Consider the following 17,974-nt stretch of genomic DNA (forward strand, 5'->3'; position numbering starts at 1 on the left):
GCTCATTTCGATTCGCCTCCGACCGCCGCGGTCGGTGCGGTCTTCGCCGGGGATGTCGTGGACGCGGCGACCTCCCGACTGATCGTGTACTTGCGCCTCAGCGCGAGCACGGCCGCGCTGCGTTGCTCGGACAGCGTCGCATCAGTCCAGTCCTGCAGCACGACGCCGCGAAGCACATTGAAATCGCCGGGACGGGCCGGCGACGTGGAGACCAGCCGCATCGCGCGCCACGCCGGATTGCCGCCCTCCATCGTGCGGAACACGCGCCATTCGCCGACCGTCGACGATTCGATCGCCTGCGCGAAGTCCGCGCCGTAGCTTTGCACGAGGTTGGCGTGCGGCCGACCCTTGAAGACGCGCAGGCCGGCGCCGGCATCGGACGTCCCCGGCGTGCCCGCGTTCAGCTTTGCGACGAAGGCACGCAAGGCCGCCTCGTCGGCATCCCCGGCCAGCACCGCCTCCTCGAAGTCGAAGCGCGCGGGATCGTCGTACTTCGCGCGGTGCGATTCGAACCAGCCCCGCAGGTGCGCGTCGTCGGCGGGCGGCAGCTTCACGCCGGCGTCGATCATGCTGAGCGACTTGAAGATCACGCGCTCGCGGATCGCGGTATCGCCCTTGTCGAGCTGAAGCGCGAGGCCTTCGCGGTACAGCACCTCGTTGTCGAGCCAGACCTGGCGCAGCGCGGCCAGCTCCTTCGCATCGGGCGCGCGGCCGCGCGACGCGGTGAAGACCTGCGTCGCCTCCGCGTCGACCTCCGGGCCGACGACGATGCGCATCGGATCCTCCGTACGGCTCACCATCGCATGGTCCACGCCGAACAGCACGCCGCCTAGCAGCAGGAAGTGCAGCAGCGGCTCGCGCGTCCACGCGGGCCATCCGCCCTTGGCGGACGAGGAGGCCGAAGAAGAGGAGGAAGCAGCGCGCGCTTCGTTCGCAGGGGGCATCGTCATCGACATGGCAATCGGATCACTTCTGAAAATGGAAATGCGCCGCGCGTCGAAACGCGCGGCGCAGAGGGCTTCAGGGCCCGGCGTTTACTTCACGCCAGCCACCTGAGTCGAACCGCTGACTTCGATGTAGACCGGGTTGCTGTAGAACCAGAGGTCCGACCAGGCCGCCACGTCGTAGGCCACGTACTTCACGCCGCCGACGGTCGGCAGGTGGTTCGGGCAGCCGTCGATCGTCGTGCCGGTGTAGGTCCCGCCGTTGGCCGGGACGTTGGTGCCCACCGTGGTGCAGGCGATGCGCAGCTTGGTCGAGTCGTTGGCGTTGGTGTACAGGTCGGCCAGCGGGTTGCCGCTGCCGTCCGTCTCGAAGGGCACCGACGCCGGCAGGTTGGTGCCGCGCAGGCGCACGTACTGCGACGCGGTCACCGCCGGGATGCGGTAGCTCATCTTCAGGAACTGCGTGCTGTCCGCGCCCGAGTTCACCTTGACCCACGGCGTGGAACCGGCACCGTTGAAGGTGCGGATCACCGCGGCCGTCGTGTTCTTCGCCGCGGCCGGCACGCTGGCCAGACCGGTGGTCGTGCCGTCGGTGCGCAGCCAGTTGGTGTTGCGCGGCCATTCGCCGGCGTAGTCGGCCGAGCCCGGCGCGCGGTAGCCGCTGACCAGGCCGCGGATCAGGTCGATGTGGTCCAGCACCGGCTGGTTGATCGGCTGCTCGATGCCGACCTGCTTGAGCGACGGATTCGGGAAGCTGTAGGGCGAGTAGTTCGTGCCGGCCGGATCGCGGACCGCGACGGCGACGACGAGCTCGGCGCCCGGACGCACCACCAGCTTCTCACCCATCGTGGCGCAACCGGTCACGTCGGTGTCGGTGTTGCCGGAGGCGGCATTCAGCGCGAGCTGCTCGACCGAGGCGCTGCTGCGGGCGCCCGGGCCGGCGTAGGACGCGCAGACGACCACGGCCAGGCGGTCGATCAGCTGGCCGGTCGTCGACCAGGCGTTGCCCGAGCGCAGGCCGTTGACGATGGCCTGCGGACGCAGCTTGTCCGTGCCGTTGCGGACCATCGCGTAGGTGCGCTGGTATTCGCCGGGATAGAAGTCCTGCGTCGAGCGACGGTCGTCGGGACCGAAGCTGCCGCGGTTGTGCCAGTCGGAGCTGGCGAAGAACCAGAAGTTGCGGCCTTCGCCGAGCAGCGCGTCCCACACGCCGCCGACGACGCCCGCGTACACGCCGGTGCCGCCGAAGGTCGTGCCGCCGACCGAGTCCACCTTCTCGGTGCCGAAGGTGTTGCGGTTGACCTGGTACTCGCCGCGGTTGGCGGAAGCGCCGTGACCCGGCTGCGACTCGAAGCCGAAGGCGATGCCGGGGGCCGCGTTGTTGAAGTTGCGCAGGTGCTCGACGTTGAAGCCCTGGTTGCCGTCCGCGTAGAACGGGCCGGCGCGCTCCAGGTGGGCCGGCACGTAGTAGCTGGCGGTCGCATGGTTCTGCGCCATCCACTTCAGCGCCTCGACCGTCTTCAGGTGGCCGCGCGTGCCGGTGCCGGCGCCGCCGGCGGGCATCAGCTTCTGGGCCTGGGCGTTCCAGCTGGCGTCGGCCTGGCTGTTGCTGCCGGAGACGGCGCAGTTCCAGTTGTTGCCCACGTTGGAGCCGGTGACGTTGCCGCGGCTGCGGTCGGTGTCGCCGCGGTCGAAGCAGTAGGACCACTGCGCCAGCGCGTCGGCGTTGCCCAGCGCGGAGAAGCTGCCGTTGGCCGGCAGCGTGGTGTTGTCGATGCCGTTGGGCATCTGGCCCGTCACGATGGACATCGAGCTGTGCTCATGGCCGGCGACGACCGATTCCATGCCGATGAACAACGGCAGGTTCTTGGCGACCGACAGGTACTCCAGCAGCGGGTACTGGAACTCCTGGATCGACTGCCAGCGCCACATGTTGCCGTTGCCGCCGACGCCGCCGTTGTCGCCCTTGATCGCGGCCGCGCCGATGCTGGCGGTCCAGGTCGTCGTCGGGCCCTGGCCCTGCACGAACGGGTAGGCCGGCGTGGACAGCGAGGCGTCCTCCACCAGCGTGCAGTTGCGGTTGCCGTTGCCGCCGTGGCCGGCCTGGACGAACCAGTCCAGGCCCCAGGGGGTGTCCTGCTTGTCGGTGACCTTCTTCACCAGCTTCTGCATCGAGATCGAGCCGTCCGAGCAGGTGGTGTGGTTGTGGAAGTCGCCGCTGACGTAGCGGCCGGGCGTCTTGCCCGCGGCGGCGGCCGGCGCGGGGATGGTGCTCAGCGAGAGGGAGCCGAGGGCAGCGAGCGCCGCGAGGGCGACGTCGCGTCGGGCGAAGGGGAAGCGCATGGTGGTTGCTCCAGGAGTCAGCGAGGACCGGATGAGGAAAAAGTCACGCGCAGCGTAGAAAGCCGGCTTGACCGAGCCGTGACAGCGCCGTGGCAACACCCGGAATCGCGTCCCCTGAAACCAGGGACGCGGGAAACCCGTGGAACGAGACATCCGTCACGCGACTGCCTTGGACGGATTCGAGACTGCCGGGCGACGCGTCTCGACGTGCAGGTCCGATCCGCCCGGTCCGCACGCGGGAGGCAACCCCTGACCCCCACCGGAGAACCGCCATGAAGCGTGCTGCTTCCCCCTTGCTGATGTCCCTGGCCGCGCTGTCGGCCCTTGCCCTGTCCGCGGCGCCCGCCCACGCCGCCAATGCCTGGATCGACTTCGACGGCCCGACGAGCTTCGCCTCGGTCGCCGACTACTACAACGGCGGCACCGACAGCGCAGGCGCCAGCGGCGTCAACCTGGGCGTGTCGTTCAGCGGCTCGATCCTGGGCCTGGTCAATGACGGCCTGGCCGACAGCCCCAGCGGCAACTACTTCAGCAACGCCCCGACGATGGGCGGCGTGATGTTCAACAACCTGGGCGAGACCGGCTTGATGAACGTCGCCAAGGGCTTCACCGGCGAGGTGTCGCTGTACTACTCGTCGGCCAGCGCACTGGCGAGCGCGGTCACGATCTACAGCGGCCTGAACGGCACGGGTTCGATCCTGGGTTCGTTCTCGCTGGCCAACAACGCGCAGTCGGGCTGCTCGGACTCGTCGTACTGCCACTTCGACCTGGCGTCGGTGAGCTTCGCCGGTGTGGGGCGCTCGCTGGTGTTCAGCGGCGGCCTGAACGGCGCGATCGACAACATCGCCCTCACGGCGGTGCCGGAGCCGGGCACCTACGCGCTGATGCTGGCCGGCCTGGCGGCCGTCGGGTTCGTAGCGCGACGCAAGCAGTCGAAGTAAATCGGCAGCGGGGCTCCACCGGCCCTGCAACGACGATCAATGCGCCGGGAGGCGCATTGATCGCGGTCAGTCGCCGCATGCGCGGAACAGTTGCTTCGCATCAGCAAGCTGCCGTCGCATTTCCTTGCGAGTCACATCCTCATCGATCCGGTAGTCCGCCTTGATCCGCCGTGCCCTTTGAGAGCGGAGCAGGCTGTGAAGCTTGATCGACAGCTGCCTTTCCTTGTCGGAACAGCTGGAATTCGGCTTCTTCAGGCGATTGAGCAATTGCTGGTGCTCACTGCCTTTCTGCCGAACGGAGGGGGCCTTCTTCGGCAGTCCCGACTCCCAGGCCAGGCACCGGTGAAAGCTGGCGTAGTACGCCCGCGAAATGGCAGAACGCTGCCACGCCTCTCCCTCCTCGATGGACAGGGCGTCCGCCACCGACATCAGGTCTCCAGGCTTGGTGGTCATGTGAACGCCTCCTCGCGAACTGATTGGTTCGGCCTGACGGAGAGAGGATCCGCATTCGCCTCCAGTTCTTCGTCATCACCTCCTTCGCCGTCCATGAAGCAGAACACGAAGCCGTCACAAGCCAGTTCCATGTCGAAGGCGCGACGATCCAACTCATGCGTCAACGTCATGGCCTGCATTGAGCTCGCATCGATGCTCAGTTCAATGAAGAGGCTCGGCGAGAGATCTTCGTGCTGAAGGATCGTGATCTGCATGTCGCCCCGACAGATCTTCACTGCATGGTCTCGCAGCAGGTCCGCAGCGAGCATCAGGTGAAGCAGGACATCCGTGCAACTCGCTTCCCAATACTCGAAGCAATCCTGAATCTGGCGAGGTGCGGACTCCCAATCAACAGGCCGGCGTGGCTCCGGCGTGCGATCGGACGATGCGCCGAACAGCGTCTCCGGTTCGCGCAAGACCCGCAACAGCGGCGCCAGACCGCGCATCCAATCCTCTTCAGCCACGACCAGTGTCGAATCTACCGGCTTCCCGGGGACACTGGAATCCGTCTCCGGCTCGGTCAGACGCTCGTCGAGCGCCTCGACTTCGGGCTCCATCTCCAACTCGTGTTCCACTCCTGCAAACCCCATCGCGTGTCTCCTTCACTACTTCAGAACCACCGAGCTCACGGCTCGAATGCATGCAGTGTCGGAGCGGAGAGGCGTTTGTCGATTCCCTCCAAGGGGCGTTCCGATGGGGGGCGTTGATTGAAGTAGGTCAGTCCCCCCGCGTTGACGCAGAAGAGGTCATTGGTTCAGCGTCGTTTCAGAAGCTGCGGCGCAGGGTCACGCGCAGCGTGCGCGGTTCCGCCGGATGCACGTGGCGGTCGGCGACGGGCGCCGCTTCGCCGGGCAGCTGCGACTCGTAGAAGTACTCGATGTCGTTGACCTTGCGGTCGAAGAGATTGAAGACATCCAGCGTCAGCTCGGTCTTCGCGCCGAAGCGCCGGCTCACGCGCAGGTTGGTCGTCAGCGACGAATGAGAACGGACGCTGTTGTCCTCGATCAACGCGCCGCTGCCGAGGTAGCGCCATTGCAGGCTCGCCGACCACGGTCCGAGCTCGCGCACCGCCACGCCCATCGAGGCCACCTTGTCGACCGCATTCGGAATGCGATCGCCCGCCGCATCCGCATCGGAGAAGCGCGCATGCGTCCACGCGAGGTCCGCATCGATCAGCAGCCACGGCAGCGGCACGTAGCGGTTGTTCCACTCGATGCCACGTCGCTTGCTCGGGCGATTCGCCTCGGTCGCGCCGGCGTCGCCGACGTAGACCAGCTCCGAATCGAAGTCGAGCTTCCACAACGCGACCGAGCTCTGCAGCCCGGGCACGATCTCGCTGCGCAGGCCGAGCTCGTAGCCCTTGGCCTTCACCAGGCCCTGCGCCGGATCGACCGCGCTGGTCACGCCGCGCGCGTCGTTGCTGTGGAAGCCGCGACCGGCGTTGACGAAGAGCTCCGTCTTCGCCCACGGGCCCAGCACCAGTGAGAACTTCGGCGACACCCGCGTATCGCGCGCGTTCCCGGAGTTGCCCTCCCCGGCGCGGTGGTCCACGCGGAAGCGCCCCTGGTCCGCGCGCAAGCCCAACACCGAGCGCGCCCACGGCGCGAGCTCGACGCTGGTCTGGCCGTAGACGCCGGACATCGTCTCGCGCACGTCGTCATCGCGCGTCGTGTCGGTCTCCGGATCGATGACAACACGCGCCACCGTGTTGAACAGCCCCACGCGCGCCCGGTCCTGGCGCACCTGGAAGCCGAACTCCGAACGCGCCGGCAGGCCAGCCAGCGAGTGATCGAACGCGTGACTGCCGCTCAGACCGTAGACCTTGCGGTCATCCTTCTGTGCGAACTGGTCACCGACCTCGGGGCGCTCCATGGCGTAGGTGAAGTTGGAGTACAGCGCCAGCTTGTAAGCCATCGCGTAGACGGCCAGGCGCGTGGTCGCGCCATCCGCATCCCGCTGCCATTCCGCGGACAGGCTGCTGCGACGCGTGTCGCCACCGTCGCTCGGATCGACCGCGTCGAACCGCCCGAACGGCCGACCGTCGAAGGTGCCCGCGTCGATCAGGCGCTGCGGGATCTGGTCCGTCGACGTCCAGTCCGCGCGGTAGTCCATCAGCCCGATGCGCCAGCGGTCACCGTTCGTGCCCCTGGCGCCACCCGTGCCACCCGACAGGCTCAGCACGACGTTGCGACGGTTCAGATCCTCGGGCAGCTGCCAGGGACCGTCATTGCGCATCGCTTCCACGGCACCGAGCAGTTGCATGCCGCCGCCGATGTCCGTCGATCCCGCCACCAGGCCGCGCCGGTACCGGCCTTCTCCCAGCGTGAGCGCGACGAACGGATCGTCGAGCTGGCGGAAGTAGCCGATGTCCGCCGACCCCGCCGCCGCGAAATCGCCATTGCCGGCGAAGTACGGCCCCTTGCGGTAGTCGATGCGCTCGACCAGCTCCGGGATCAGGAAGTTGAGGTCCGAGTAGCCCTGCCCGTGCGCGTGGCTGGGCATGTTCACCGGCAGTCCCATCACGGTCGTCGCGAAATCGGTGCCGTGATCGAGGTTGAAGCCGCGCAGGAAGTACTGGTTGGCCTTCCCGTCCCCGCTGTGCTGCGTGACGATCAGCCCCGGCACGAACTCGAGCACCTCGCCCGGCCGCAGCGCGGGACGGCTCTTCAGCAGCTCCGCCCTCACGGCGCCCTGCGAGGCGGCGTCCGTCGTGCCGACGGCGTTGTCGTAGTGGCGGCCGCTGAGCTCGACGCGGTCGAGGGTGACCGGCTCCGCCCTGGCGATCCGGATCGGCTTCTCGACCGCATCCCGCGACGCGGTCGCCGTACCGGCTTCAGGGGCGGCCGTGCTCCCTGATATCTGGGCACACGCGGGGCCGCAGACCGCCAACACCACCGCGCCTAAGCGCGCCCTGTTCGCGGCACCGGGCCCTCGCCTGATCGTCATCCGTCCGTCGCTCCGAAATCAGTCCGCACAGGGGGTGCGGCGTGCGGCGACTCTAGGGAGCGGGTGTGAAGGTTCTCTGAAAACGCGGGGCCGGGTGTTGCCCGTCACTCCCGTGAGGGACAGCGCGGGCGATCCATGGATCCGCGATCAGCCGCAATCAGTCGAGCCCGCGCAGCGGGTGCTCGGCCGCCGTCCAGGGGCTCCGGAAGAAGGCTTCGACGTCGGCGCGCGTCACGTCCTCGACGCGGGAGGGGTTCCACTTCGGCGCATGGTCCTTGTCGACGGCCAGCGCACGCACGCCCTCGACCGTCTCGCTGGCCGCGCCGGGCCGCAGATGGAAGCAGTGGTGCACCAGGTCGCGCTCCATGCGCAGGTCGTCGGCCAGGGTCATCGCCCCGGCGCGCCGGATCTGCTCCAACGTGACCGCCATCATCAGCGGCGAGCGCTGCTTCAGCGTCGCCAGCGTGTGCTGCGCCCAGGGGTCGGCATCCGCGGCGAGCGACGCGAACAGCGCCGGCACCGAGTCCGCCGCGAAGTGGCGGTTGATCAGCGCGCGCGCATTCCAGTGCTCGGCGACGGGCGCCAGGTCCACGCGCTCCATCACCGTCGCGACCACGTGCTCGGCGCTGTCCTGCACGCCGGTCCGCAAGCCCTCGACGATCGCCGGCAGCTCGCTGCTGCGGACGAAGACGTCGCCCAGGCCGAGCTCGATCGCGTCGCCCGCGCCGATGACCTGGCCGGTCAGCGCCAGCCACTCGCCGCTGCGGCCGGGGCAGCGCGACAGGAAGTAGCCGCCGCCGACGTCCGGGAACAGGCCGATGTTGGTCTCGGGCATCGCCAGCTTGGAATGCTCCGTCAGCACGCGCAGCCGCGCGCCCTGGCTGATGCCCATGCCGCCGCCCATCACGACGCCGTCCATCAGCGCGATGAAGGGCTTGGGGAACTGGTGGATCAGGTGGTTGAGCGCGTATTCCTCGGTGAAGAACGCGTCCAGCGCGTCGTCACCGGCGAGCGCGGCCCGATGGAAGAAGCGGATGTCGCCGCCGGCGCAGAACGCCGCAGGCTTGCCCTCGCGGCCCGCGCCCATCAGGGCGACGGCCTGGATGGCGGGATCCCGGGCCCACGCGGTCAGCAGCGCGGTCATGTCGCGGATCATGGCCAGCGACAGCGCATTGAGCGCCTGCGGACGGTTCAAGGTGATCAGGCCCAGGCAGCCGTTGACCTCGGCGAGGACCTGCCCTTCGGATTGCAGCGACGGAATCACAGCGACATTTCTCCACTCGTAGAGGCTGCCGGGCGGCGCCACGCGGCCAGCAGCTCGTTACCTATCAATGCGGCCAGCACCATAACACCCCCGAGCAGCGCCGCGGGCGACGGCGCCTCGTCCGCCAGCAGCCAGGCCCACAGCACGCCCAGCAGCACTTCCATCAGGCCCAGCAACGCGACCTCCGCCGCCGGCAGCACGCGCGTCAGCCGCACGACGATCAGGCAGGGCACCGCCAGCTGGAACACGCCCAGTCCGGCCAGCATCAGCAGATCCCGGCCCGAGGCCGCGAACGGCCAGGCCAGCGGCAGCGTCGCCAGCGCCGACAGCAGCGCGCCCAGCCAGACGGCCGGCAGCAGGTCGGTCTCGCCATCGCCGGCGCGCGCCTGCAGCAGCGTCCAGTTGCTGGCCGCGGCGACGGGCACCGCCAGCGCGACGCCCATGCCCAGCCAGGCGGACGGCCCGGCGCTCATCTCGCTCGCGAACATCCACGCGATGCCGGCGCTCGCGACCCAGATGGCCGCCCAGGTCCGCGCGGCCAGGCGCTGATGCAGGAAGATCCGGGCGAACAGCGCCGTCAGCAACGGCCCCAGCGCCATCGTGACCAGCACGTTGGCCACGCCGGTCATCGTGAGCGCCAGCATGAAGGCCGTGTACATCACGGCCCAGCACAGGCCCGAGCCCAGCACCGACGGGGAGCGGCGCAGGCGCGGCAGCGCGCGCCGCCAGTAGTCCCGGCCGCGCAGCAGCGGCAGCATCGCCGTCAAGGCCAGCGCATTGAACGCGCTGCGCCAGAAGGTCACTTCGAAGCCGCGCGCCGAATCGAGATGACGCGACACCGCGCCGGCCGTGCTCCAGAGCAGCGTGACCAGCAGCATCAGCAGGACGGCAGCGCGGTGACTCATGGCGGCGGTCGGCTCCGTTCGTGGTCGTCCGGTCTCAGCCACACCCATTCACGCTCACTCATCCCGGTATACGCCGACGACCGGCACGCCGCCGGCTTCGACCCAGCCGCGGTACATGCCCTCGGTGTTGAAGCCGAGCCAGACGTTGCCCAACGTGTCGACGGCGATCAGGCCGCCGTCGCCGCCCACCGTCGGCAGTTCCTCGAACACGACGCGGGCGCAGGCCTCGGCCAGCGGCAGGCCGCCGATGCGCATCAGCGCGCCGACCTCGTGCGCGGCCGCGGCGCGGATGAAGGCCTCGCCGGTGCCCGTGCAGGAGACGGCGACGCTGCGGTCGTCCGCATAACAGCCGGCGCCCGGGATCGGCGAGTCGCCGACGCGGCCCGGCCGCTTGTTCGTCATCCCGCCGGTGGAGGTCGCCGCGGCAAGGTGACCCGCCGCGTCGCGGACCACGGCGCCCACGGTGCCGAACTTGGTCTGCTCGTCGATGGGGCCCTCGCTGGTCCGAACAGTCCCGGCCGCACCGCCAGCACCGGCAGCCGCGCCGGCCTGGGCCACCGCCTGCTGCCCGTCGTGGTCCAGCACCTGGCCGGAAGCCGACGCCCTCGCCTGCTCCAACTGCACGAGCCGCTGCGGCGTGCCGAACCAGTCCGGCGCCACGCGCTCCAGCCCCTGTTCGAAGGCGAAGCTGTCCGCCGCCGTGCCGATCAGCAGCACGTGGCCGCTGTGCGCCATCACGGCCCGCGCCGCGAGCACCGGATTGCGCACCCGCGTCACGCCGGCCACCGCGCCGGCGCTGCGATCGCGGCCGTCCATGACGCTGGCGTCGAGCTCATGCCGCTGGTCCGCCGTGTAGACCGCGCCCTTGCCGGCGTTGAAGAGCTCGCACTCCTCCAGCCGGCGCACGGCCTCGACGGCCACCGCCATCGCCGCCTCGCCGCGCGCCAGCCGCGCCGCGCCGTCGGCCAGGATCTCCACCAGCGCGGCGCGGTAGCGCGCCTCCATGTCCGCGCTCATGCTGTCGCGGCGGATCGTGCCCGCGCCGCCGTGCAGGGCGAGCACGGGCCGCGGCAGGGAGGTCGGGAACAAGGCGGGGGACACGGCGGGGGACAAGGAGGAGGACAGGGAGGAGGACGGGGGCGGAAGCGAGGCGGTCATGGCGGATCTGCGGAGCCCGGAAGTCGCGCATTCTCCTCCGCCCCCGGGATGGCCCTGGCTTTGTCCCGGTCGGGACAGGAAAAAGCGAACGCTCGTGCTAAAAACCGGCGCAGTCCCGAGACACGCAGCAGACGAGCACAGGACAAGACATCAAGGACCGCAGGAGACGCGAGCATGGACCTGAACTTCACGCCCGAGGAACAAGCCTTCCGGGCCGACATCCGCCAGTGGGTGGCCGACCATCTGCCCAAGGACATCAGCCACAAGGTGCACAACGCGCTGCGGCTGAACAAGGACGATCTGCAGCGCTGGGCACGCATCCTGGGCAAGCAGGGCTGGCATGGCTGGGCCTGGCCGAAGCAGTTCGGCGGCCCCGGCTGGAACGCCGTGCAGCGCCACCTGTTCGAAGAGGAATGCGCGCTGGCCGGCGCGCCGCGCGTCGTGCCCTTCGGGCCGGTGATGGTGGCGCCGGTGATCATGGCCTTCGGCTCGCGCGAGCAGCAGGAGCGCCACCTCCCCGGCATCATGAGCGGCGACGTCTGGTGGAGCCAGGGCTACAGCGAGCCGGGCTCGGGCTCGGACCTGGCCTCGGTCAAGACCCGCGCCGAGCGCCGCGGCGACACCTACGTCGTCAACGGCCAGAAGACCTGGACCACGCTGGGCCAGTACGGCGACTGGATCTTCTGCCTGGTGCGCACCGACGCCAGCGTCAAGCCGCAGGCCGGCATCTCCTTCCTGCTGATCGACATGAAGTCGCCGGGCGTGACCGTGCGGCCGATCACCATGCTCGACGGCGAGCACGAGGTGAACGAGGTCTTCTTCGACGACGTGGTGGTCCCCGCGGAAAACCTCGTCGGCGAGGAGAACAAGGGCTGGACCTACGCCAAGTACCTGCTCGCGCACGAACGCACCAACATCGCCGACGTCAACCGCGGCAAGCGCGAGCTCGAGCGCCTGAAGCGCATCGCCAAGGCCGAGGGCGTCTACGACGACCCGCGCTTCCGCGACCAGATCGCGCTGCTGGAGGTGGACATCGTCGCGCTCGAGATGATGGTGCTGCGCGTGCTGTCGGCGGAGTCCAGCGGCAAGCAGTCGCTGGACGTCGCCGGCCTGCTGAAGATCCGCGGCAGCGAGATCCAGCAGCGCTACACCGAGCTGATGATGCTGGCCGCCGGGCCGTACTCGACGCCCTTCATCCAGGAGGCGATGGAGGCCGGCTGGCAGGGCGACCAGGTCGGCGCGGCCCACTGCGCGCCGCTCGCGAGCCACTACTTCAACTACCGCAAGACGACGATCTACGGCGGCTCGAACGAAGTTCAGCGCAACATCGTCGCGCAAACGGTTCTGGGCTGAGGCAGGAGACACGACATGGATTTCGATTTCACCGAAGACCAGAACTCGCTGCGCGATGCGGTGCGGCGTTACGTCGACAAGGATTACGGGTTCGAGCAGCGCCGAGCGATCGTCAAGGCGGGCGGCTTCTCGCGCGAGGCCTGGAACGCGCTGGCCGGACTCGGCCTGACCGCGCTGGCGGTGCCCGAGGCGCATGGCGGCCTGGGCTTCGGCCCGGCCGAGGCGATGGTCGTCATGGAGGAACTGGGCCGCGGCCTGGTGATGGAGCCCTATGCGCAGGGCGGACTGGTCGCTCCGGCCGTGTTCGCGCAGGCGGATGAAGCCGCGCAGGGCGAGTGGCTGCCGCGCATCGCGGGCGGCGAGGCGCTGGTCGTGCTCGCGCATCAGGAGCGCAAGGCGCGCTACCGCCTCGACGTCTGCGACACGGTCGCGACCGCCGATCACCGATTGACCGGCGCGAAGAGCGTGGTCCCGGCCGGCGACGCGGCCGATGCGTTCATCGTGCCTGCCTGCGCCGGCGGTGCCGGCGCGAACATCGCGCTCTACCTCGTCGCGAAGGACGCCGCCGGCGTCGCGCTGCGCGGTTATGCGCTGCACGACGGATCACGTGCCGCCGAGCTCACGCTCCAGGACACCCCCGCCACGCTGCTGGTCGGGCCGGACCGCGGCCTCGCGGTGCTGGAACATGCCGTCGACATCGCCATCGCCGCGCAGGCGGCCGAGGCGGTCGGCGCGATGGACCGCTTCGTCGCGCTGACGGCGGAATACCTGAACACGCGCAAGCAGTTCGGCGTCGCGATCGCGAGCTTCCAGGCGCTGCGCCACCGCATGGCCGACGTGAAGATGCAGCTGGAGCTGGCGCGCTCGATGAGCTACTTCGCCACGCTCAAGCTGAACGAGCCGGCGGACGCCCGCCGCCGCGCGATCTCGCAGGCCAAGGTGCAGCTGGGGCAGTCGATGCGCTTCGTCGGCCAGCAGTGCACGCAGCTGCACGGCGGCATCGGCGTCACCGACGAGTACATCGGCAGCCACTACTTCAAGCGCCTGGCGGTCATGGAGATGCAGTACGGCGACTCGCTGCATCACCTGGGCGAGGTCAGCGCGCGCATGCAGGACACGGCCGGCGTATTTGCGTGACACCGCCGCGAGCCGGGCTGACCGGCTCGCTGCTGCGTACACTGGCCATCGCTCGCCGACCCCTCCGGCGAGGGAGCCTGCCATGTCCCTTGCGCCCTCCTCCTTTGCGTCCGCCTTCGCCCCCTCCTCCCTGATCGCCGGTGTGCTGCTCGCGGCCGCCGCCATGACCGCCTCCGCCCAGGACTTCAAGCCCGGGCTGTGGGAGATCAGGCAGAAGCCGCAGCTCGATCCGCAGCGCCAGGCGCAGATGGAGCAGATGCAGAAGCAGATGGCGGCGCTGCCGCCCGAGCAACGCAAGCAGATGGAATCGATGATGTCGCAGCACGGCGTCAGCATGAACTTCCAGGGCGGCGAGCTGACGCTCAAGTCCTGCGTCACCAAGGAACAGGCCGACCGCGCCGCGATGCCCCGCACCGACGGCAAGTGCGAGCACGACAGCAAGCGCAACGGCGACACGATGCTGGTGAATTTCCGCTGCACCAACCCGGCCTCGGAAGGGACCAACGAGATCACCTTCCTCGGTCCGGACCACTACAAGACGAAGAGCGAGATCCGCGCGCAGCGCGACGGCAAGACCGAGGTGATCCGCTCCACCGGCGAAGCCCGCTACCTGGGCAGCGACTGCGGCTCGCTGAAGCCGCAGGGCGGCAAGCCTTGAGCGGGGGACCGGACGCCGGCGCCCTCTGCGACGTCGCCGGCCTGAAGGTCGGCCACTTCACGCACCCCGCGGTGCCCACCGGCTGCAGCGTCGTGCTGTGCGAGCGCGGCGCGACGGCCGGGGTCGACGTGCGCGGTGCCGCGCCCGGCACCCGCGACCTGGAACTCCTGCGCCCCGAGAACACCGTCCAGCAGGTCCACGCGATCCTGCTGACCGGCGGCAGCGCCTTCGGCCTCGCGGCCGCGGACGGCGTGATGCGCTGGCTGGCGGAACGGGGCCACGGTTTCCCTGTCGGCCAGGTGCGCGTGCCGATCGTGCCGGCGGCCGTGCTCTTCGACCTGTGGCGGCACGGCGCGTCCACCGCGCCCGATGCGGCGGCCGGCCGGGCCGCCTGCGAGGCGGCCTCGGCGGACGAGCGATCGCGCGGACGCGTCGGCGCCGGCACCGGCGCGACCGTCGGCAAGCTGCTGGGCGTCGAGCGCTCGATGCCGGGCGGGCTGGGCATGGCGACCGTCCGCATCGGCGGCGTGACGCTGTCGGCGATGGTGGCGGTGAACGCGGTGGGCGACGTGGTCGATCCGCGCGGCGGGGTGATCGCCGGCCCGCGTGGGGCGGACGGCCGACCGCGCTCGACCGTCCAGGCGCTGCTCGACGGCGAGCGTCCCGGCGGCGCGCTGCAGGGCAGCGCCACGACGATCGGCGTCATCGCCACCGATGCGCGCCTGACCAAGGCCCAGGCCACCAAGCTCGCGCAGATCGCGCACGACGGCCTGGCGCGCGCGATCCATCCGGTGCACACGGTGATGGACGGGGACGTGATGTTCGCGCTCGCCACCGGCGCCGCGGACATCGACGGCGACATGACGCTGCTCGGCGCGGTGGCCGCGGAAGTCGTGGCGCGCGCGATCGTGGACGCGGTCGAGACCCGGTCCCCCTGAGAGGCCCCACGGCGTGGCCGCCGACGCCCGGAAGTCGGCGGCCGATGGAACGCCTGCGACATGACGGCGACAATCGGGGCCATGAGTTCCGATTCCTCCTCCACCTCCGGCGGACGGGCGAAGGCTTCAAAGCCGGTCGCCATCGCCCAGATCCTCTTCAGCCAGGGCTTCGGCACGCGCCGGCATTGCGCCGCGCTGCTGCGGCACGGCCTGGTCTCGGTCGGCGGCACCGTCGTCGAAGATCCGGACGAGGCCTTCCTCACCGCCGGCCTCGTCTTCGAGGTGGAAGGCCAGACCTGGCCCTTCCACGAGAAGGCGCTGATCCTGCTGTACAAGCCGGCCGGCTATGAATGCTCGCGCAAGCCGAGCCACCATCCGAGCGTGTTCTCGCTGCTGCCCGAGCCGGTCCGCAATCGCGACATGCAGCCGGTGGGCCGTCTGGACGAGGACACGACCGGCCTGCTGCTGCTGACCGACGACGGTCCGCTGCAGCACAAGCTGACCAGTCCGAAGTACCACGTGCCCAAGCTCTACCAGGCGGTCTGCAAGGCCGAGGTGGACGAGACCCAGCTGCGCCAGCTCGTCGCGGGCGTCCTGCTGGAGGAACGCAATCCGAAGCTGGCCGAGGAAGCGGTGCGGGCGGTGTCCGCCGAGCGGCTGCCGGACGGCCGCCTGCAGATGGCGCTCACCGAGGGCCGGTATCACCAGGCCAAGCGGATGGTCGCCGCGGTAGGGAACCGGGTGCTGAGCCTGCACCGGCAGCGCATCGGCGCGCTGGAACTGCCGGCCGACCTGAAGGAAGGCGGCTGGATCTGGCTCGACGACCGTCAGCGCGAGCTGGCGATGTCCGATCCGGCAGCGGCGCCGTCCGCCGGCGCTTCGGCGGGCTGAACCCGGCCGCGGACTTCCGGGAAGTCCCCGAGTCCATTTGTCACCATCCTTGGGTAGAAACGCGCACCGAAGCGCCGCCCGCGCAGCGGCGCATCCACCTGGAGGGCGCATCGGCCGGAACCTCGCCGACCGTGTCGTATGGGAATCTCTGACACCGAACATCACGAGGACACCGCCGCCATCAGCGTGGCGACCCAGGTCCGGGCGGAACGCCTGAGCAGCCTGCAGGCCCGCGTGGCCATGCCGGCGGCCGTGGGCGCCGTCTTCGGCCTGCTGCCGGTCGTGCTGCTGTGGCCGCACCTGCCTGCCGTCGACCTGCTCGGCTGGCTGGGCGCGCGCTGGATCATCTCGCTGTGGCGCACGCTCCAGGCCCGGCGCTTCCCCGCCCTGCCGCTCCAGGATCGCGCCTCGACACGCGAGGAACGCCACTACCTGGCGCTGCTCGGACTGGACGGCCTGTCCTGGGGCGTCATCGGCGCGCTCTTCGCCACCCCCAACCTGCCGGAGATCGACGGCGCAGTCATGACGACGCTGGTCGGCCTGGTCGCCTTCACGATGGTGTCGCTGGGTCAATGGGCGCGGGGGCAGGCGCTGTTCGCCTCGCTGGTGATCGCGCCGCTGGCGATCCGGCTCGCGCTGCAGGGCGGCGTGACCGGCTGGCTCAGCGTCGGCGGACTGGTCATGTTCTGGCTGCTGACGGTGCTGGAATCGCGCCGCATCGAGGCCGGCACGCTGGAACTGCTGCGCCTGCGCTTCGAGCAGGCGCGCCTGGCCGAGCAGCGCCGGCTGGCGCTCCACGCGGCCGAGGAGACCAGCAGCAGCAAGAGCCGCTTCGTCGCGGTGATGAGCCACGAGATCCGCACGCCGCTCAACGGCATCATCGGCATGACGCAGCTGCTGGAGCGCGGCGACCTCAGCGCGCAGCAGCGCGAGCAGGTGGAGATCGTGCGCCGCTCCGGCCGCCATCTGCTGACGCTGGTCAACGACATCCTGGACCTGGCGCGCATCGAGTCCGGCAAGCTGGTCGTGGACGCCCGGCCGTTCGACCTCCGCGAGGTCGCCGGCGACGTCGCCCGGCTGCTGGGCGAATCCGCGCGCGCCAAGGGGCTGGACTTCACCCTGACCGTCGCGCCGCAGTTGCCCGCCCGCGCGATGGGCGACGCGTCGCGCATCCAGCAGGTGCTGCACAACCTGGTGGGCAACGCCATCAAGTTCACCGACCAGGGCCAGGTCGGACTCGAGGTCTCGTCGGTGCTGGACATGCGTGCCGGCACCCTGCTCCGCTTCGCGGTCCGGGACACCGGCGACGGCATCCCCGCGGACCAGCTGGAGCGCATCTTCGCGCCCTTCGAGCAGGCGGACCGGGCCGGTGCCGGCCGGGCCCGCCGGGATGGCGCCGGGCTGGGCCTGACGATCTCCCGCGAGATCGCCCGCGCGATGGGCGGCGACCTGCGCTGCGCATCGGCGCCGGGCCAGGGCTCGGTGTTCGAGTTCACGCTGCCGTTGCAGACCTGCGCGGCCGAGGCCGCGACCCCGGCGCGCGCGCCGTCCCCCGGCGTGCCGCCCGGGCCGCTGCCGCAACTGGCGGGCCGCGTGCTGCTGGTCGACGACAACCCGGTCAACCTGCTGGTCGCCAGGACGATGCTGGAGCGCTGCGGCCTGCGCGTCGTGCCGGCCGAGCACGGGCGCGAGGCGCTGGAACAGCTGCGCGCGCAGCGCTTCGACCTCGTGCTGATGGACTGCCACATGCCGGAACTGGACGGCTACGCGGCCACCACCGCGTGGCGGCAGGAGGAGGCGCGCCGGCTGCTGCCGCGCACGCCGGTGGTGGCGCTGACCGCCAGCACGGTCGAGGACGACCGGGCCCGCTGCCTGGCCAGCGGCATGGATGGCCACCTGGTCAAGCCGTTCGAGATGGACGAGCTGCTGGACGTGGTCACGCAACACCTGCCCGCCTCGCCGCCGGCCGCGGCGGCCGCCTGATCCCGTGATGGAGGCGCCGGC

The 17,974-nt window shown here is 70.1% G+C and carries 15 protein-coding genes; 7 read left to right on the forward strand and 8 right to left on the reverse strand.

Translation table 11 applies throughout. The features are described 5' to 3' along the window. Positions 1-2: 2 nt before the first annotated feature. The gene (locus tag ACQ86G_RS27420; protein ID WP_431258228.1) at positions 3-950 is read right to left on the reverse strand and encodes a peptidyl-prolyl cis-trans isomerase; all 948 of its coding nucleotides are present in this window, start codon (positions 948-950) and stop codon (positions 3-5) included. Positions 951-1,034: 84 nt separating this feature from the next. Continuing rightward, entirely contained in the window at positions 1,035-3,287 is a 2,253-nt protein-coding gene (locus tag ACQ86G_RS27425; RefSeq protein ID WP_431258229.1) for a hypothetical protein, read from the reverse strand. A gap of 272 nt (positions 3,288-3,559) precedes the next feature. On the opposite strand from ACQ86G_RS27425, the gene ACQ86G_RS27430 reads away from it, so the two are divergent. Next, positions 3,560-4,228 (forward strand): PEP-CTERM sorting domain-containing protein, encoded by a 669-nt coding sequence (locus ACQ86G_RS27430; RefSeq protein ID WP_431258230.1) that lies wholly within the window; start codon positions 3,560-3,562, stop codon positions 4,226-4,228. 66 nt (positions 4,229-4,294) lie between these two features. Here ACQ86G_RS27430 and ACQ86G_RS27435 read toward each other — a convergent pair whose 3' ends face one another. The 6 genes from ACQ86G_RS27435 to ACQ86G_RS27460 all read right to left on the reverse strand — a co-directional run bounded on the left by ACQ86G_RS27435 (position 4,295) and on the right by ACQ86G_RS27460 (position 10,924). Continuing rightward, on the reverse strand, positions 4,295-4,681 hold the full coding sequence (locus tag ACQ86G_RS27435; protein ID WP_431258231.1) for a hypothetical protein: 387 nt from the start codon (positions 4,679-4,681) through the stop codon (positions 4,295-4,297). Continuing rightward, a complete protein-coding gene (locus ACQ86G_RS27440; RefSeq protein WP_431258232.1) occupies positions 4,678-5,310 on the reverse strand; it encodes a hypothetical protein in 633 nt (210 codons plus the stop codon). The genes ACQ86G_RS27435 and ACQ86G_RS27440 overlap by 4 nt, the downstream gene beginning before the upstream one ends. A gap of 175 nt (positions 5,311-5,485) precedes the next feature. Continuing rightward, a complete protein-coding gene (locus ACQ86G_RS27445) occupies positions 5,486-7,612 on the reverse strand; it encodes a TonB-dependent receptor (protein ID WP_431258233.1) in 2,127 nt (708 codons plus the stop codon). A gap of 211 nt (positions 7,613-7,823) precedes the next feature. Continuing rightward, the gene (locus tag ACQ86G_RS27450; protein WP_431258234.1) at positions 7,824-8,930 is read right to left on the reverse strand and encodes an enoyl-CoA hydratase/isomerase family protein; all 1,107 of its coding nucleotides are present in this window, start codon (positions 8,928-8,930) and stop codon (positions 7,824-7,826) included. Further along, on the reverse strand, positions 8,927-9,835 hold the full coding sequence (locus ACQ86G_RS27455) for a DMT family transporter (protein ID WP_431258235.1): 909 nt from the start codon (positions 9,833-9,835) through the stop codon (positions 8,927-8,929). The genes ACQ86G_RS27450 and ACQ86G_RS27455 overlap by 4 nt, the downstream gene beginning before the upstream one ends. A gap of 54 nt (positions 9,836-9,889) precedes the next feature. After that, the gene (locus tag ACQ86G_RS27460; protein WP_431258236.1) at positions 9,890-10,924 is read right to left on the reverse strand and encodes an isoaspartyl peptidase/L-asparaginase family protein; all 1,035 of its coding nucleotides are present in this window, start codon (positions 10,922-10,924) and stop codon (positions 9,890-9,892) included. 243 nt (positions 10,925-11,167) lie between these two features. Between ACQ86G_RS27460 and ACQ86G_RS27465 the strand changes: the two genes are divergently transcribed. From ACQ86G_RS27465 to ACQ86G_RS27490, 6 genes are all read left to right on the forward strand, one after another. Further along, entirely contained in the window at positions 11,168-12,346 is a 1,179-nt protein-coding gene (locus ACQ86G_RS27465) for an acyl-CoA dehydrogenase family protein (protein ID WP_431258237.1), read from the forward strand. Between the two features lie 15 nt (positions 12,347-12,361). Beyond that, a complete protein-coding gene (locus tag ACQ86G_RS27470; protein ID WP_431258238.1) occupies positions 12,362-13,483 on the forward strand; it encodes an acyl-CoA dehydrogenase family protein in 1,122 nt (373 codons plus the stop codon). Between the two features lie 82 nt (positions 13,484-13,565). Next, a complete protein-coding gene (locus ACQ86G_RS27475) occupies positions 13,566-14,141 on the forward strand; it encodes a DUF3617 domain-containing protein (protein WP_431258239.1) in 576 nt (191 codons plus the stop codon). Next, positions 14,138-15,079, forward strand: a complete 942-nt coding sequence (locus tag ACQ86G_RS27480) for a P1 family peptidase (protein WP_431258240.1) — start codon at positions 14,138-14,140, stop codon at positions 15,077-15,079. Before ACQ86G_RS27475 ends, ACQ86G_RS27480 begins: the two co-directional genes overlap by 4 nt. 81 nt (positions 15,080-15,160) lie before the next feature. Further along, positions 15,161-15,970, forward strand: coding sequence for a pseudouridine synthase (locus ACQ86G_RS27485; protein WP_431258241.1), 810 nt, complete (start codon positions 15,161-15,163; stop codon positions 15,968-15,970). 138 nt (positions 15,971-16,108) lie between these two features. Next, positions 16,109-17,953, forward strand: coding sequence for an ATP-binding protein (locus ACQ86G_RS27490; protein ID WP_431258242.1), 1,845 nt, complete (start codon positions 16,109-16,111; stop codon positions 17,951-17,953). Positions 17,954-17,974: the final 21 nt, after the last annotated feature.

It is taken from the genome of Roseateles chitinivorans (assembly GCF_050632145.1).
Taxonomy (GTDB): Bacteria; Pseudomonadota; Gammaproteobacteria; order Burkholderiales; family Burkholderiaceae_C; genus Roseateles; species Roseateles chitinivorans_B.

Bases quoted from the DNA above. Each gene is read 5' to 3' on its own strand.
- ACQ86G_RS27420 (WP_431258228.1), bottom strand. From the start codon at position 950: ATGACGATGCCCCCTGCGAACGAAGCGCGCGCTGCTTCCTCCTCTTCT.
- ACQ86G_RS27425 (WP_431258229.1), bottom strand. From the start codon at position 3,287: ATGCGCTTCCCCTTCGCCCGACGCGACGTCGCCCTCGCGGCGCTCGCT.
- ACQ86G_RS27430 (WP_431258230.1), top strand. From the start codon at position 3,560: ATGAAGCGTGCTGCTTCCCCCTTGCTGATGTCCCTGGCCGCGCTGTCG.
- ACQ86G_RS27435 (WP_431258231.1), bottom strand. From the start codon at position 4,681: ATGACCACCAAGCCTGGAGACCTGATGTCGGTGGCGGACGCCCTGTCC.
- ACQ86G_RS27440 (WP_431258232.1), bottom strand. From the start codon at position 5,310: ATGGGGTTTGCAGGAGTGGAACACGAGTTGGAGATGGAGCCCGAAGTC.
- ACQ86G_RS27455 (WP_431258235.1), bottom strand. From the start codon at position 9,835: ATGAGTCACCGCGCTGCCGTCCTGCTGATGCTGCTGGTCACGCTGCTC.
- ACQ86G_RS27465 (WP_431258237.1), top strand. From the start codon at position 11,168: ATGGACCTGAACTTCACGCCCGAGGAACAAGCCTTCCGGGCCGACATC.
- ACQ86G_RS27470 (WP_431258238.1), top strand. From the start codon at position 12,362: ATGGATTTCGATTTCACCGAAGACCAGAACTCGCTGCGCGATGCGGTG.
- ACQ86G_RS27475 (WP_431258239.1), top strand. From the start codon at position 13,566: ATGTCCCTTGCGCCCTCCTCCTTTGCGTCCGCCTTCGCCCCCTCCTCC.
- ACQ86G_RS27485 (WP_431258241.1), top strand. From the start codon at position 15,161: ATGAGTTCCGATTCCTCCTCCACCTCCGGCGGACGGGCGAAGGCTTCA.
- ACQ86G_RS27490 (WP_431258242.1), top strand. From the start codon at position 16,109: ATGGGAATCTCTGACACCGAACATCACGAGGACACCGCCGCCATCAGC.